Source organism: Sphaerisporangium corydalis (assembly GCF_025506355.1).
GTDB classification, from domain to species: domain Bacteria; phylum Actinomycetota; class Actinomycetes; order Streptosporangiales; family Streptosporangiaceae; genus Sphaerisporangium; species Sphaerisporangium corydalis.
Genome location: NZ_JANZYP010000032.1, coordinates 1 through 15461, shown reverse-complemented (window position 1 = coordinate 15461; position 15461 = coordinate 1). Strand labels below are relative to the sequence as shown.

General features: G+C 70.6%; 14 protein-coding genes. 5 read left to right on the top strand and 9 right to left on the bottom strand.

All coding sequences use genetic code 11. The features are described from left to right. The first annotated feature begins 296 nt into the window (after positions 1 to 296). On the top strand, positions 297 to 1640 hold the full coding sequence (locus tag NYZ98_RS21780) for a glycoside hydrolase family 6 protein (RefSeq protein ID WP_262844698.1): 1344 nt from the start codon (positions 297 to 299) through the stop codon (positions 1638 to 1640). Positions 1641 to 1755: 115 nt separating this feature from the next. Here the strand turns inward: NYZ98_RS21780 and NYZ98_RS21775 are convergent, their stop codons facing one another. The 4 genes from NYZ98_RS21775 to NYZ98_RS21760 all read right to left on the bottom strand — a co-directional run bounded on the left by NYZ98_RS21775 (position 1756) and on the right by NYZ98_RS21760 (position 6451). Then, positions 1756 to 2115, bottom strand: a complete 360-nt coding sequence (locus NYZ98_RS21775) for a hypothetical protein (protein ID WP_262844697.1) — start codon at positions 2113 to 2115, stop codon at positions 1756 to 1758. Positions 2116 to 2209: 94 nt separating this feature from the next. Next, on the bottom strand, positions 2210 to 3190 hold the full coding sequence (locus NYZ98_RS21770; protein WP_262844696.1) for a hypothetical protein: 981 nt from the start codon (positions 3188 to 3190) through the stop codon (positions 2210 to 2212). Positions 3191 to 3527: 337 nt separating this feature from the next. Beyond that, complete coding sequence (locus NYZ98_RS21765; protein ID WP_262844695.1) at positions 3528 to 5117, bottom strand: purple acid phosphatase family protein; 1590 nt, start codon at positions 5115 to 5117, stop codon at positions 3528 to 3530. A 119-nt stretch (positions 5118 to 5236) separates the two neighbouring features. Beyond that, a complete protein-coding gene (locus tag NYZ98_RS21760; RefSeq protein WP_262844694.1) occupies positions 5237 to 6451 on the bottom strand; it encodes a HupE/UreJ family protein in 1215 nt (404 codons plus the stop codon). A 173-nt stretch (positions 6452 to 6624) separates the two neighbouring features. Between NYZ98_RS21760 and NYZ98_RS21755 the strand changes: the two genes are divergently transcribed. Then, positions 6625 to 7299 (top strand): type 1 periplasmic-binding domain-containing protein, encoded by a 675-nt coding sequence (locus NYZ98_RS21755; protein ID WP_262844693.1) that lies wholly within the window; start codon positions 6625 to 6627, stop codon positions 7297 to 7299. 60 nt (positions 7300 to 7359) lie between these two features. After that, positions 7360 to 7983: a histidine phosphatase family protein gene (locus tag NYZ98_RS21750; RefSeq protein WP_262844692.1), complete on the top strand. Its 624-nt coding sequence runs from the start codon at positions 7360 to 7362 to the stop codon at positions 7981 to 7983. Between the two features lie 12 nt (positions 7984 to 7995). On the opposite strand, the gene NYZ98_RS21745 is transcribed toward NYZ98_RS21750, so the two are convergent. The 3 genes from NYZ98_RS21745 to NYZ98_RS21735 form a co-directional block, all read right to left on the bottom strand. After that, positions 7996 to 8952, bottom strand: coding sequence for an SMP-30/gluconolactonase/LRE family protein (locus NYZ98_RS21745; RefSeq protein ID WP_262844691.1), 957 nt, complete (start codon positions 8950 to 8952; stop codon positions 7996 to 7998). A gap of 119 nt (positions 8953 to 9071) precedes the next feature. Next, positions 9072 to 9971, bottom strand: a complete 900-nt coding sequence (locus NYZ98_RS21740) for a helix-turn-helix domain-containing protein (protein WP_262844690.1) — start codon at positions 9969 to 9971, stop codon at positions 9072 to 9074. Between the two features lie 61 nt (positions 9972 to 10032). After that, positions 10033 to 10464 (bottom strand): NADAR family protein, encoded by a 432-nt coding sequence (locus tag NYZ98_RS21735; protein WP_316249590.1) that lies wholly within the window; start codon positions 10462 to 10464, stop codon positions 10033 to 10035. A 90-nt stretch (positions 10465 to 10554) separates the two neighbouring features. Here NYZ98_RS21735 and NYZ98_RS21730 point away from each other — a divergent pair, with 90 nt between their 5' ends. Then, positions 10555 to 11163, top strand: coding sequence for a TetR/AcrR family transcriptional regulator (locus NYZ98_RS21730; RefSeq protein ID WP_262844689.1), 609 nt, complete (start codon positions 10555 to 10557; stop codon positions 11161 to 11163). Between the two features lie 308 nt (positions 11164 to 11471). Continuing rightward, positions 11472 to 12725: an SGNH/GDSL hydrolase family protein gene (locus tag NYZ98_RS21725; RefSeq protein ID WP_262844688.1), complete on the top strand. Its 1254-nt coding sequence runs from the start codon at positions 11472 to 11474 to the stop codon at positions 12723 to 12725. 49 nt (positions 12726 to 12774) lie between these two features. Here the strand turns inward: NYZ98_RS21725 and NYZ98_RS21720 are convergent, their stop codons facing one another. Then, on the bottom strand, positions 12775 to 13179 hold the full coding sequence (locus NYZ98_RS21720) for a hypothetical protein (RefSeq protein WP_262844687.1): 405 nt from the start codon (positions 13177 to 13179) through the stop codon (positions 12775 to 12777). After that, the gene (locus NYZ98_RS21715) at positions 13176 to 14645 is read right to left on the bottom strand and encodes an MDR family MFS transporter (protein ID WP_262844686.1); all 1470 of its coding nucleotides are present in this window, start codon (positions 14643 to 14645) and stop codon (positions 13176 to 13178) included. Before NYZ98_RS21715 ends, NYZ98_RS21720 begins: the two co-directional genes overlap by 4 nt. Positions 14646 to 15461 lie beyond the last annotated feature (816 nt).

Sequence of the window (15461 nt, the reverse complement as noted above, 5' to 3'; positions counted from 1 at the left end):
GCCCGGCGCCACCGGCGTCGTGACGCCCGCATGTTTTCCGTGACGTGGACGCGCTTTCCGTCACATGGGAAGGGCTCTCCGAATCGGTTCGGAGGGCCTTTCGCCTTGTCCGGCGAGGGATCCCGTTCCGACCTGAAACTTTCACCTGACGGCAAGGCACGCCAGGCGGCCCCGCCTGCGGCTATTGCCCGTGGGGCCGTCCTCGCCGGTCCTGGCCCTTCTGGGACCGGCGGCGGCTCCCTACCATCCGGAGAAGCGGTGGGAGCGCTCCCACCTAACCGGAACGGGAGTACCTCATGGCTCGCACTAGGCCCTTGATCGCGGCGATCGCCGCGACGGCCGCCGTAGTGGCAACAGGGGCGGCCATCTTCATGTCACCGACCGCCCAGGCCGCCGACTCCGCCTTCTACGTCGATCCTCAGACCAACGCGGCCAAATGGGTGGCCGCCAACCCCGGCGACAGCCGGACCGCCGTGATCAGGGACCGGATCGCGGCCGTCCCCCAGGGCCGGTGGTTCGCCAGTTACAACCCCACCACCGTGCGCTCCCAGGTCGACGCCTACGTCGGCGCGGCCGCGTCGGCGGGCAAGATCCCGATCATGGTGGTGTACGAGATGCCGAACCGCGACTGCGGCGGCGCCAGCGCGGGCGGCGCCCCGAACCACTCGTCGTACCGCGCGTGGATCGACGAGATCGCGGCCGGCCTGGGAGGCCGCCCGGCCACCATCGTCCTCGAACCGGACGCGCTCGCGATCATGACGAATTGCATGAACTCCAGCGAGCAGGCCGAGGTGAAGGCCTCCATGGCCTACGCGGGCAAGAAGTTCCGGGGCACCTCCTCGCAGGTCAAGGTCTACTTCGACATCGGCCACGACGCCTGGCTGTCCGCCTCGGAGGCCGCCTCCCGGCTGAACGGCGCGGACGTCGCCAACAGCGCGGACGGCATCGCCGTCAACACCTCGAACTACCGGGCCACCCCTGGCCTGGTGTCGTACGCCAAGAGCATCATCTCCGCGACCGGCGTCTCCCGGCTGCACGCCGTCATCGACACCAGCCGCAACGGCAACGGCCCCGCCGGAAGCGAGTGGTGCGACCCCGGGGGACGGGCCACGGGCATCTGGAGCACGACCGCCACCGGTGACGCCGCGATCGACGCGTTCCTCTGGGTGAAGCCGCCCGGCGAATCGGACGGCTGCATCGGCCCGGCCGGCCAGTTCGTGCCGCAGCGGGCCTACGACCTGGCCATCGCCGCGCCGCAGCCCACCGTCACCCCGACGCCCACCGTCACCCCGACCCCCACGGTCACCCCGACCCCGACGGTCACGCCCACGCCGACCCCCACGGCCGGTCTCGCGTGCACGGCGACCTACAAGATCACCAACCAGTGGCAGGGCGGCTTCCAGGGCGAGGTCTCGGTGAAGAACACCGGCTCGGTCCCCACCAAGGGCTGGCGGGTCCAGTGGACGCTCAGCGGCCAGATCTCCCAGTTGTGGAACGGCGCCCTCACCACCAGCGGGAGCAATATCACCGTCACGAACCTGAACTGGAACGGCGCCCTGGCGTCCGGGGCGGCGACCACCTTCGGCTTCACCGGCACGGGAGCGGGCACCGCCTCGGCCCTGACCTGCGCCCCGTCCTGACCCGCACCCCGTCCTGACCCGCGGCCTCCGCGCGACGCCCACGCGTCACGCCTCGCATCCCGCGTCCCGCGTTCTCGCGGCCCGCGTCGCGCGGAGGCCCTGGTCGCTCAGCGCGTCAGCAGTCGCAGATGAAGCCGTAGATCCCCCAGGCTCCCTTGATGATGAGCTGGTACTTGTTCCCGTACAGTCCGTAAACCCCGTCCCGGAAGTTGGTGTTCGGCGACACCTTGCCCGATCCGACACGGACGCCGGTGTCGCGGTCCCACACCTCCCAGTTGGCGATGGAACTGCCGGTGTCGATGCCGATCCACACGCGGTTGAGCGTGTGGTTGGCGGGCGTGTAACCACTGGCGCACTTACCCGAGAACAGGTCAGGGCGGCAGGTGTTCGTGACGGCGTTTGCGGGCTGGGTCGTCGCGGTCACAGCGGCCAGCGCGACGGCCAGCGTCAGGAAAGCCTTGGCGGCTCTGCGCACGATTCCTCCGGGGGGTTGGAGCCGACTTCGAAACGCCCGCAAGTCTTCCATCGGCCGTCCGCCGAGTACAGCTTTCAGGCAGGCTCAAACCCGCTTATCGGTCAGATGATCGTCGCCGCTTAGCGGCCACGACCCCGGCGGCGAGGGCGCAGAGGACGACGAGCAGGAGCAGCAGCGTCCAGGGGACGGTCCAGGCGTGCGCCGTCGTCTCGACCCCGGCGAGCAGGGCGACCGAGTTCGCCGCGTCGGTGACCAGCGGGACCAGGGTGACCGTCCCCGTCGCCCTCAGCGCGGGCACCACCCCGTGTACCGGCACGGAGACCTTCCAGGTGTCGCCGGGGAGGAGCTGGGGCGAGTCGCCGATCCGGCCCGCGCCGCCACTGGCACTCCCGAAGAGGCTGGAGACCGACACCGACTGCCGGGCGGCGAGGATCGCGTTGCCCGTGTTGCGGATCGTGTACGTGACGGTGGCGTCGCCCTTCCCGAAGGGGTTGGCCGTGCCCGAGTAGCGCACGCGCAGGTCCTCCACCGACAGGTCCGGCCTGAGTTCGCCACCGACGCGCAGGCGGATCCGGATGCCGAGGCGCCGGCCCGCGCCGGTGCCGTCCGCCGCGCTGGTCGAGGTGACGATGCCGCCCATGTACTCGCCGGGCGCGGCGTCGGCCGGGAGGGTGACCATGAACGGCACCTCGGCCGACCCGCCGGGCCGGACCGTCACGTCGGGCCGGTCCGCGCGGACCCAGGCGCCCACCCGCTTCGACGTCACGTCCTTGGTGACCAGGTCGAGCCCGCCTCCCTCGTCGGTGAACCCGTCGGCGGCGTACACGGCGAGGCGCAGCGGCGTGGTGCCGTGGTTGACGACCACGAGACCGTCCTCGATCCGCCCGCCCGGGTCGAGGGTGTAGCTGTAGTTCTGCCGGTCGGACCCGAAGTCGTTGGCGGCCGTCGAGATCGCCCAGGAGGCGTCGCCGTCCGCCGCGGCGGGCCCGGCCCCCATTCCGAGGAGGCCGAACAGCACCACCACGGTGGCGAGGGCTCCGGCTGCTGTGGTCGTGAACGGTCTGGGCGGGCGCATCTGGTGTTCCTCGGGCGGTCGCGGGTGGGACGGGATGTGCGGTGGCGTGGGATGTCCGGTGGGGCGGTCGTGGGTGGGGCGGGATGTGCGGTGGCGTGGGATGTCCGGTGGGGCGGTCGTGGGTGGGGCGGGATGTGCGGTGGGGGGGGCCCCCCGCGGGGCCCACCCCACCCCGTGGCGGGCCGGCACGGGGGGGGGGGGGGGCGGGGGGGGGGGTGGGGGGGGGGGGGGGTTTGGGGGGGGGGGGGGCCACCCGGCGGTGCCCACCCCACCAGGTGGCGGGCCGGATCGGCTCGGCGTGATGAGGCCGGGCCTCTCCGGCGCCGCCCTCGGCCGGCTACTGCAGCCAGGCGGCCTCGGCCGCGGCCGGCTTGTGGTCGTCGCCCTTGCCGTCGTGACCCCAGCCGCCGTGGCCGTCGTCGTCATGGCCGTCATGACCGTCGTGGCCGTGACCGTCGTCCGACGGGCGGATCACCACCTTGTCGACGGCGGAACCAACGGGCCGGGCGGCGCTGGCGCCGCTGTCCGGGCCGCACCACGACACCTTGCCCAGCTCCACCGCGGCGTTGGGCGCGGCGCAGGTGCCGCTGCGCAGGTCCTCGACGATGAGCTTGTCGTCACGCACCTGGACCCTGACGTAGGTCCTGACGTGCTCCTGGCTCTCGACCGAGTTGGCCCAGTGGCTCTTGGGGTTCAGCGGGTCGGGACCGTAGTTCGGGTCCTGGGTGGTGTCAGGAGCGGTGAGGTCGTAGTACTTCGAGCCCGACGCGGAGTTCGCCGTCACGTAGATGACGCCGCCGGGACCCTGCTCCACCTGCGCGGCACCGGGCCGCTCGTTCTTGTTCGCCTTCTTGCCGTTCTTGATCACGTAGCTGCGGGAGTAGCTGTGGTCGTGACCCTGCAGGACCAGGTCGACGCCGAGCTTGGAGAAGGCGGTCGGGAAGTCCTGGCGGCGCTGCTGGTTGTCGGCGTCGTTCGCGTGATCGGCCGGCGAGTAGATCGAGTGGTGGTACACGAGCACGGTGTACTTGGCGTGGCCGCCGTGCCTCTTGACGACATCGGTGATGAAGCCGATGTGCGCGGCGTCGGCGCCGGTGGCGTAGGCGTTACTGTTGATGTCGATGAACAGCGTGTCCTTGTAGAGGTACCAGTAGTCACCGCCCGACCGGGTGGCCGCGTCGCCGTTGTAGTACGGCGCGGAACGGTCGGTGTTCGGCGTCCAGAAGTGCTGCTCGTACGCCTTGCCGCCGACGTCGTGGTTGCCGATCGTGGCGGCCCACGGGTACTGGCGCAGCTTGTCGGGCGCGAGGAACGCGTCCCACTGCGTCTCGGTGTTGGCGGCCTCGACCTGGTCGCCGCCCGAGACCAGCAGTTCGGCCTTCGGGTTGGCGGTGAGGGCGACGTTCACGGTGTCCGCCCAGCCGGCGCCGTCCTTGGCCACGTCGCCGGACGAGCCGATCTGCGGGTCGCCGAAGAACAGGAAGTCGAAGTCGCCCTTGAAGTCCCGGGTCCTGAAGGAGTAGGTCGAGGACCAGCCGCCCTCGGCGCCGACGCGGTAGGAGTACGCGGTGTTCTTCTTCAGGCCGTCGATCGTGGCGTGGCCGTTGAAGCCGCCGTTGACCGTGTTCGCGGCGACGGTGGCCGAGTAGGTGGCCGTGTGCCGGGGGAACCTGCCGTGCTCGAGCTTGGAGGTCGGCACGACCTGGACCACCTGCGCGGTGCCGGCCGCGGAGTACCAGGACACGACGCGCTGCGACTCGGTCGCGCCCACGCCGAGGATGATGGCGGTCGGCGGCGTGCCCGCGGTGGCGTGAGCCGCCGTCGCAAGGCCGCCGGCGAACACCGCGGTGAGGCCCATGACGGCCGCGGTGGCGCCCACGGCCACCCGGCGTCGGACCGGCCCGAGGCGCCGATTGTCGAACTTCATCGGATTTCCGTCCATTTGATGAGTAAAAAGAACATTTGTCACGGTTTCGGAGGCCGGTGGCGGCAAGGTGAACGTGAGACAGGCACGTCGTTGCGCTTGCCGGAAGAGGTGATGTGAGCTCAGGTCCCGAGCACCCGCTGCGCGAACCACACCAGGCCCATCACCGCCACCCCCGCCGCGATCACCCCGGTCGACCACAGCCCGGCCGGCCTGCGGCGGCGCAGCAGCGCGAGCAGCGGGAAGACCACGATGATGATCGTCAGTTGGACGGCCTCGATGCCCACGTTGAAGACGAGCAGCGACCACAGCAGCGTCCACGAGAACGCCTGGTCGATGCCCAGCGCCGCGGCGAAGCCGAGTCCGTGCACCAGGCCGAAGCAGAAGACCACCGCGAGCCGCGCCCAGCCCGCCGCGTCCAGGCCGAGACGACCGCCGCCGGCCGTGTCGAGATCCGTGGCGTGCGATCGGCGCCGCCAGATCCGCCACAGGTGCCAGCCCGCGACGACCGCGATCGAGAGGGCGATGACCGGTTCGACGACCGGCGCGGGCACCCGCACCAGACCGAGGGCGGCGAGGATGAAGGTCACCGAATGGGCCAGCGTGAAGGTCGTCGCCGCCAGCACGATCTCGCGCAGGCGGCGGGACCCCGCGATGAGCGCCAGCAGGAACAGGATGTGGTCCAGCCCGGTGAGCAGGTGCTCGGCCCCGAGGCGGAAGAACTGCCAGAACCGCTGCGCCCAGGTCTGCCGCGTGGAGAACGACCGGTGCCCGGCGTCGAGGGCGGCGCTCCCGGCCGTCAGGTCGAGGTCGTAGGTGACCACCGTCTTGCTGTCGCGCACGTACTTCTCGGAGTCGGGGAACAGCCCGCTGCGCACCTCGTGCTCCTCGGCGGACGCCGGGCACCGGTAGTCGAGGGCCAGCCGCGCGTACGGGACGTCCTCGCGTTCCTCGATCGTGAAGTGGCCGTCCTGGACGGGGACGCACGTCCGGCCCTCGGCCGTCACGGCGAAACGCCTGGTCACGTACGCGAGCACCGAGGCGGCATGGGCGTCGAGGGCGGCGGCCTGCCTGGTCGCGTCACCGGCCTCGAACGCGGCGGTGCCCTCCCGGAAGAGCGGATCGTCCTTCTCGAAGTCGGCGGCGGAGACGACGAGCAGGTCGTACTCCAGGCCCAGCTCGGACCGGACGTGCCCGGCCCCTGGCGAGGTGAGGCCGACGTACACGGTCGAGGTGAACCCGTGGGCGAGGGCGGGCGCGGTGCCGAGCAGGACGGCCACGACCACGGCCACGACGGCGGCCAGGGCACCGGCACGACGTCGGGCGACGTGGGACATGTGACTCCTTGGGGTTGATGTCCTAATCTGCTGGGCCCAGGTGAACGAACGGCGGCCCGCGCGCGAACCGGCGGCGAACCACGTCCGGCGGACGTCACTCCTGCCGTGAACTGCGCGAACGATGCGGTAGGAAGTAGGCGCACGGTTTCCCGCCACTCCGAAGGACGATCTCCATGCGCTGTCGACTCCTGCCGGCCGGCGCGCTGGCCGCGGCGGTCGCGGCCGCCGTACTGGTCAGCGGATGCGGCTCCGGCGACGACTGGTCCGGGGCGCACGCGAAGCCCACCGCCGTCGGCACCCTCGGCCCGGGGTTCTCCGACCCCGCCGGATCACCCGCCCCGGAGGCGACGATCACCCCGCGCCCCGGCTCGTGGGACGGGGTCCGTCCCTCGGAGGGCTACCGCGTGGTGCTGCTCACCGCCGGGAAGGACCCGCAGACCCGGACGCTGGTGAACGCCGTGACAGATTGGGCGAAGGAGACGCACGCCAGCCTCAAGACGGTCACGGCCACGGCGCCGGACCAGTTCGTCCCGGGCATCAGCCAGGCGATCGCCCTGGCGCCCGACCTCATCATCAGCGCGGGCAACGACCTCGTCGACCCCCTGGCCCTGGTCACCCCCAGCCACCTCGGCCAGAAGTTCCTCGTGGTCGGCGCCGAGCTCGGCGAGCCCACGGCGAACGTCACCGCCGCCGACTGGACCGGTGCGTCGTTCCGCGGCGAGGGCCTCGGCATGTCCTCGGGGTACGATCCCGCCACCTTCACCCCCGAGCGCGCCGGCCGCGCCGTCCGGGCCGGGGTCGCGGCCGTGCTCAACGGCCTCACCGGTATCGTGATCTGGCTCGACTAAGGCGCGGCACCCTCGGGGGTAAGGTGACCAAGATCGTGAACGCCGGCGAAGGGTTCCCGCGTGACTGACAGGGCCGACCGTTACCTCTACCTGGCGCGCCACGGCGAGGCGTCGCCGGACGAGAGCACCCTGACGGAGAACGGCCGCCGTCAGGCCGTGCTGCTCGGGAAGAGACTCCAGGGCATACCGTTCGCGGCCGTCCACCACGGCCCCGCCGCCCGGGCGACGCTCACCGCGCGGCTGGCCGGCGAGCAGCTGGACGGGGTCCCCGCGTACGTCTCGGACGCCGCCGGAGACTACGTCCCCTACTTTCCGAAAAGGGAGGAGCTGTCGCCGGAGTTCGCCGATCGGGTGCTCGGCTACCTCGACCCGTTCACGCCGGAAGAACGCGAACAGGGCCCGCTGCTCGCCCGTGAGGCCCTGGAACGGTTCACCGGCCCGGTGGACGGCGCCGAGCCGCGCCACGAGCTGGTCGTCACCCACAACTTCCTGATCGGGTGGCTCGTCCGGGCCGCGCAGGACGCCCCAGAATGGCGCTGGTTCGGCCTCAACCACTGCAACGCGGCCCTGACCGTCATCCGATACTCCCCCGGTCGGCCGTCGTCCGTCCTGTTCTACAACGACATGGGGCACCTGCCCGCCGAGCTGAGGTGGACGGGCTTCCCACCCGAACTGCGACTGTGACGCGGCCGGGGCCTACAGGCGCGCGCGCAGCAGGTTGGGGTCGGTGCCCGTGGTGTAGGCGGCGCTGAGCACGTACACCTCGTCGCCGAGCAGCGCGATCGAGGTGGGGTTCTGAAGCCCGTCGGCGGCGTCCAGGACGGTGGCGACGGTGCCGTCCGGCCGGATGCGCACGACCGTGTTGGGGGCGTCGAGGGCGGCGAGGATCTCGTCGCCACGGCCGGTGAACGCGAAATCGTCGATGCCGACCATGCCTGACGCCTTGACCTGCGGCGTTCCTGCACGGTTTCCGGGGCCGATCGGGATGCGCAGGAGGGTGCCCCGGTCGAGGTTGGTCACCCACAGCGCGCCACGGTGGACTTTCGCGCCGTTGGCTCCGAGGAAGCCGGTCGAGGCGAGTTCGGGAGCGGTGGACCACGCGGTGGGTGTGCCGCCGGCAACGGGGACGGTCCACACGGTGCCGAGCACCGAGTCGGTGATGTAGAGCCGATCGCCGTGCTCGTCCAGCGCCAGGCCGTTGGGCAGGCCGTTCGCGGGCAGCGCGGCGATGCGCTGGGGGGCCCGCCCTGGGCGCAGCCGCCACAACCCCGTCAGATCGGCCGTGCCGGTGGCGTACAGCACGTAAACGGTGCCGTCCGAGGTACGGACGATGCCGGTGGTCAAGGGGAAGCCGAGGGCCGGCGTGCCGGTTCCGCCGCCGGCGGGCGCGGGCAGCGTCGCCAGGACGCGCGTCGTGCCCCGGGGGCCGACCTGGGCCACCTGGCGGCCGGCGGCGAAGGTGACCTGCGCGGTACCTTCGGGCAGCACGGTGATGTTCTCCGGCAGCTGGCCCGCGGCCAGGTCGAAATGGGCGGCGATCCGCACATCCTTCAGCGGCCCCCGGGTGGTCGCCGCGCCGGCCGGCACGGCAACTGCCAGGGCGGCGGCGGCCAGAACCGCCGACATGGTGATATTTACGCTTCGCTTGGACATGGTTCCTCACTGTTCTCGGGCATACGGGTTCTTGGGCATACGGGTTTTCGGGCATAGGGGTTTTGGGCATACGGCAGCCTCGGCGCGCCCGGCGCCGTCAGCCGATGAAGGGGCTCAGATCAGGCGGGGCGGACTTCGGCGCCGGGGCGCGGCCGGGCCGCCTCCCGCGACGCGGTCACATGGGCGAGCAAGGTCAGGGCCGTCGCGGAGGGGGAACCGGGGTCGGCCGTGGCCACCACCAGGACCGGACCGTCTCCCTGCGGGCTCCGCAGCGTCTGCTGGGTGACCGTCAGCGTCCCGACCATGGGGTGGCGCATCTCGTAGTCGGCGACGTCGCAGGCCAGGACCCGGTGATCGGCCCACATCGCGGCGAACTCCGTGCTGCGCATGGTCAGCTCGCCGATCAGCCCGGCCAGCAGCGGATCGCCCGGGTACCGCCCGGCCGTCAGGCGCAGGTTGCCCACCACGGCCCTGGCCTTGGCGGGCCAGTCGGCGTACAGGTCACGGGTGTGCGCGTCGAGGAACACCAGCCTGGCCATGTTCGGCCGCCGTGCCGGGTCGCCGGGACCATCCGGATCGAGATGGCCGGCGAACAGCCCGTGACCTTGACGGTTCCAGGCCAGGACGTCAGTGCGGCGGCCGACCACGATGGCGGGTGTGGTCTCGAAGGCCGCCAGCAGGGCGGTGGTCGCCGGGGTGACGCGTTCGGCACGCGGCCGGCCCGCGGCTCCGTCCCGTCTCGGCGCACGGGCCAGGGCGTGCAGATGGGCACGCTCTGACTCGTCCAGCCGCAGGGCACCCGCTATGGCGTCGAGCACCTCGGGCGAGGCGTTGTGCGACTGACCCTGCTCCAGGCGGGCGTAGTACGGCGCGCTGATGCCCGCGAGCATCGCGAGCTCCTCCCGCCGCAGCCCCGGCACCCGGCGCCGCTCGCCGTACGTCCGGAGCCCGACCTCCTCGGGCCGCAGGAGACCCCGGCGCGCCTGGAGGAAGTCGGCGAGATGCCCGTGCTTGCTCATGGATCCGAGTATGCGCGCCACCACCGAACCGCGCCTCACCCCGTCAGGGTAAGGCTCGCCGTCACCTCAGCCGGAGGGCGTGGCGCACCTCCATCAGGGCGAACCCGAGAAGGTTGAGCCCCTGCCACATCTCCGGCCGCCCGGCCCGCTCGTCGTCGGCCGCCATCCCGATGCCCCAGACGCGGTCCATCGGGCTCGCCTCCACCAGCACCCGCTCACCGGTACCGAGCAGGAACCCCCGCAGATCGGCATGCTCGCCGAACTTGGCGAGGTTGCCCCGGACCACCAGGTCGAAGCGGGCCGCCGCCCACGCCTCCTCCTCGAAGCCCGCCACCCGCCGTCCGAGGTCCTTGGCCTGTTTCGGGTGACCGGCCGCCACGATCGCGGCAACCGGCCGCTGTGAGGGTTCAGGACCTGGCGTCGTCCCACGTCGCGCTGCTGAGGAAGTAGGTGTCGTAGAGCTCCTGCACGTCAGCAGGCTCTCCGGCGGCACCTCTGTACGGAATTGCGCTAGCAGTGCTAGATACGAGAGCGAAACTAGAATACCGTAGACGACAACACTAGCGGCGCTAGAATGAAGGTCATGTCCGTCCAGACGCGCCGGGAGCGCGAGCGAGCAGAGCGGGAACGGCTGATCGTCACGGCCGCGCGCGAACTGGCCGAAACAGAGGGCTGGGACGCGGTGACCACGCGCCGGCTGGCCGAGGAGATCGAGTACAGCCAGCCGGTCCTCTACAGCCACTTCAAGGGCAAGGACGCCATCATGGCGGCGGTGGCGGTGGACGGCTTCGCCGACATCGCCGCGAGCATGCGCGCGGCACGCACGTCGGCGACCGGCCCGCACCAGGCCCTGGCCGACGTCGGCGCGGCCTACGCCGACTTCGCCACCCGGCGGCCCGCGCTGTACGACGCGATGTTCACCCACGCCGTCGACCTGCCGTTCGCCACCACCGAGGCGCCGCTCGCACTCCAGGAAGCCTTCGGCCAGCTCCGCGAGGCCATGCGGCCGCTGGCGGGAGACGACGACCTGGAGGCGCTCACCGAGACATTCTGGGGCGGCCTGCACGGACTCGTCACGCTGATGCGCAGCGGCAGGCTGCGACCCGAGGGCCGCGAAGGACGCCTGACGCTGCTGCTCGACCGCTTCTCCCACCGGCCCGCCGGCGACGGACCCCCCAACGTCGTCCGCTAGGCGTACCGCCGCCGTCCGCCAGATGTCCCGCCCACAGAGGTCAGGCACCCGGCCGATCACTTAGTGAACAAGGACCTCCGGGCCCTCGCACATCGAATCGTGAACGTAGTAGTCCCCCGGCCTGGTCTGGCCACCTGCCCGTCGAACCCTCACCCCGAGCAAGCAAACGCATGCTTGACGATCAGCGGAATCCGCGATCTCTTAGGTGAAGCGGCCGGGCCCCATGGAGATCTTGACGCCATCCGCGCGGCATGCTGAGATCTCAATATCCGTTATTTCATGCTTGTTTAGTAGGAAATGGGGCGGTTGTGAGGGTTCTCCGGCGGGTGGCCGCGATGGCCGCGCTCCTGGTCAGCGCGGTCGGCATCCAGGTCGTCCAGGGCGGAACGGCGCAGGCGGCCCTGCCCACCGCCGCCGTCGCGTTAGGCGACAGCTTCGTCAGCGGGGAGGGCGTGGGGGACTACCAGCCCGTCGTCGACGCCTCAGGGACCGCGCAGTCCTTCCCCGGCTGGTCGGCGGACAACAGCAACGCCTACTTCTGCCACCGCTCGGCGAACGCCTCCTTGTTCAAGGCGACACTCCCCGGCATCCAGGACCGCTACAACCTCGCGTGCTCCGGCGGTCAGCCCGCCGACATCGCCAACCCCTCAAGCGCCCGCGCCCACGGCCGCTCCGTCGCCTCGCAGCTCGACCAGTTGCGTGCCGTCGCCCAGACCCACGACATCGACGTCGTCCTCATCGGCCTCGGCTCCAACAACTCCCAGTTCACCTTCGGCGACGTGGCCACGGTGTGCGCCAACCGCTTCATCGCCGACGCCTGGACGGGCTGGTGGGAGTTCTGGGCCTACCTGGGCGGCGACGTGCCGCAGGAGCCCTGCACCGTCTCCGACCTGGCCTCCGACGCCGAGGTCGCCGCCGCCACCACCGAGACCACCGCCGCGCTGCGCCAGGTCCTCGACACCCTCGCCCAGGTGGACGCCGACGGCGTCCACCGCGTGGTCCTGCAGACCTACACCAACCCGCTGCCGCTCGACGTCGCCCCGCAGTACCGGGACGAGGACGACCGCACCGACACCCGCGACAAGTTCCGCGCCCTCGGCGCCGAGCGGTACGCCGCCGGCTGCCCGATCCACCGCGCGAGCCTCGCCCCCGGGCACGTGTTCTCCCAGAACCTCGGCACCCTGGTCAAGAACGCCTACACCACCCTGGCGGCCGAGCGCCCGACAGCCGACCTGCGCGTGCTGGACGTCCAGAAGGCCTTCGACGGTGCCCGGCTCTGCGAGAACCCCGGCAGCCCGGCGGGCGCGCTCGCCACACCGGTCCGAGTGCAGGACGGGCCGAGCGGCACGCCCATCACCAGCCTGTCCGGCTGGGACAAGATCGGCATCCAGCGCGCGGCGAACACCTGCGTCACCTATTTCCAGACCTGCCAGGAAGCCTGGCACCCCAACGCCGCGGGCCACGCCGTCCTCGGCCAATGCCTCTCCGGCGCCCTCACCGCCACCCCCCGCACGATCATCACCTGCGCCCGCAACCCAAACGGCACCCTCACCATCTCCTGACCCCTCACCAGCGCGCGCCCCACCCCGGGGCGCGCGTCTCTGGGACACGTCAACCGAGGTCCAGGTGCAACTCACCGCCGAAACTCTTCGCGAGCACTGATCCCGACTCGAACGCGAACTCCGCTCCGACACCATCGGAAGGATCGTCGGGGTCGAACCATGCCTCGACACCTACGAGCAGCTCGCCCACATACCGGGCGAAGGGCACCGTGCCAGGAGCGGGGACGATCTCGACACGGGCTCCGAGATCGTCCATCGTGTACCCCTGCCCCGGCTCCGCCGGGGTGATCCGAAACGACCAGTCAGCGCCCACGTCGACACCGATGGTCAAATGCTCCAGATGGAGCCACACATCGGTGACTTCAGGCGCGTCGTCCCGATAGATGTACTGGGCGACGGTGACGCTCACCAACCGGCGCCGGGTGAGCGTGGAGAGATTCACCGTCGCCGTCACACCGATTCCATCGGCCGGGTCTCCCCGAACTCGCTGGTGTTGTCCGCCCGGGCGGGAAGCAGCAGTGCGGTGATGACCACGGCCACGGACAGCACGGCGCCGATGATGAAGGCCAGGCGCATGCCGCCGAGGTTGGCGAGGGCCTCGGTGGCCCCCTCGGCCCTCAGGGCGGCGGCGCGCGCGCCCATGACGGTGATCACGAGCGCGGTGCCGATGGCCGCGGAGACCTGTTGCAGCGTGCTCAGGATCGAGCTGGCGTGGGAGTAGAGCCTCGGCGGAACCGCTCCGAGCCCGAGGGTGAACACCGGGGTGAAGGTCGCGGCCAGGCTCACCATCAGCAGCGCGTGCAGACCGAGGAGCTGCCAGAACGGCATGGTCATCGAGACCTGGGTGAAGCCGGTGAGCGCCAGCGTGATCCCGATCGCCCCGGGGATGACCAGGATCCTGCCGCCGAACCGGTCGAACATGCGGCCTACGGTCGGACCGAGCAGCCCCATCGCGAGACCGCCCGGCATCACGAGGAGCCCGGTCTGCAGGGCACTGAGCCCGCGGATGTTCTGCAGATACAGCGGCAGCAAGATCATCGAGCCGAGCATCGCCATGAAGGACACCGACATCAGGATCAGCGCGACCGTGTAGGTGCGGTAGCGCAGGGTGCGCAGGTCCAGCAGCGGAATGTCGCGCTTCTGCAGCGACAGCTGGCGGACGACGAAGACGACGATGGCGGCCAGACCGGCGGCCACGATCGCGCCGGCGACGCTGACATCGCCGCCCTCGAACCGGCTGAGCCCGTAGACCAGCCCGCCGAAGCCGAAAGCCGCGGTCACGACGCTCAACCAGTCGATGGTGCTGAACTCGGGCTCTCCGACGTTCTTGAGCTGCTTCAGTCCGCGCCATGTGATCACCCCGGCGATGGGGAGCACCACGGCGAACAGCAGCCGCCAGGACCCGAAGTTGAGGATGACCCCCGAGACCGTCGGCCCCATGGCGGGCGCGACCGAGATGGCCAGGGAGACGTTGCCCATCACCCGGCCCCGGTCCTCCTCAGGCACCACCTGCATGAGCGTGGTCATCAGCAGCGGCATCATCACGGCCGTACCGGACGCCTGGATGATGCGGGCGCCCAGCAGCACCTCGAACGACGGCGCGACGGCGGCCAGCGCCGTGCCGAGCAGGAACAAGCCCATCGCGGTGGTGTACGCGCCGCGGGTGGACACGCGATGCAGGAACCATCCGGTGACCGGGATGACGGCGGCCATGGTCAGCATGAAGGCGGTCGAGAGCCATTGCGCGCTCTGCTCGTTGATGTGCAGCGCGGCCATGATCTGCGGGATCGCGTTGATCATGATCGTCTCGTTGAGGATGACCACGAACGTGGCGAGCACCAGCAGCCGGACCACGGCCGGGGTGCGACCCGATACGACGGTCGCGGGCTTGGCGGGTGAGTCGAGCAGTGGGCTGGTCACGGCACCTCAATTGGGGTTGTCGGTCATCACGTGGTCATGGCTGGTGTCCCAGCCCTGGGTCTCACAAGAAGTTGTGGTCATGCAAAGACTGACCGGCACCACCGACAAAACTCATCGCCCGCCCCCAGCATTCCGGCAAGTACTCCGAAATGTCACCCGGTTTTAACCGAGGACCCACCCTCTCCAGCCCACCCCCCGAAGCCCCCGATCCACCCCACGACCTGGCCGAACGCCTCCCCGCCCCCTGAGACCTGGACCACCACGGCCGACCAGACCCCGCGAACCTCATCGATCCCAATCGACCCTCTGGGCACCTACCTTGACGCCCACCTCGCCCTACCCAAACACCGAGGTGCACCCGCCCCGAGCGACCAACTCCCCCCTACCCGAGCGACCAGCTCGAACCAGCCCAAGCGACCAGCTCGAACCAGCCCAAGCGACAACCTCGCACGTGCCCCGAGCAACCAGTCCGCACCCGCCCAAGCGACCGGCTCGCACCCGCACCCGAACAACCTGGCAATCCTTCGCAACGCACGACGACCACCGATCAGCCAGGCGGGCAGGACAGCCGTCTCCTGAATACCGACACGTGCTCGATGCCGGCTCGAACCTCACTGGGCCGGCGACTCAGTGACCAACTCGACCAAATCACCAGCCGGCGGCCCCTGGTGTCGACGACGCGTGAAAACTGGCTCTGGCACTAATTTCGTGAGGTTGACCCTCGTCAGTCGGCGAGGAGGACGCGTTTGCGCAGGAGGTCGGGGTTGGCGCGGCCGTACATCTGTCGTTTGAGCATCTTGACGCGGTTGACGTGGC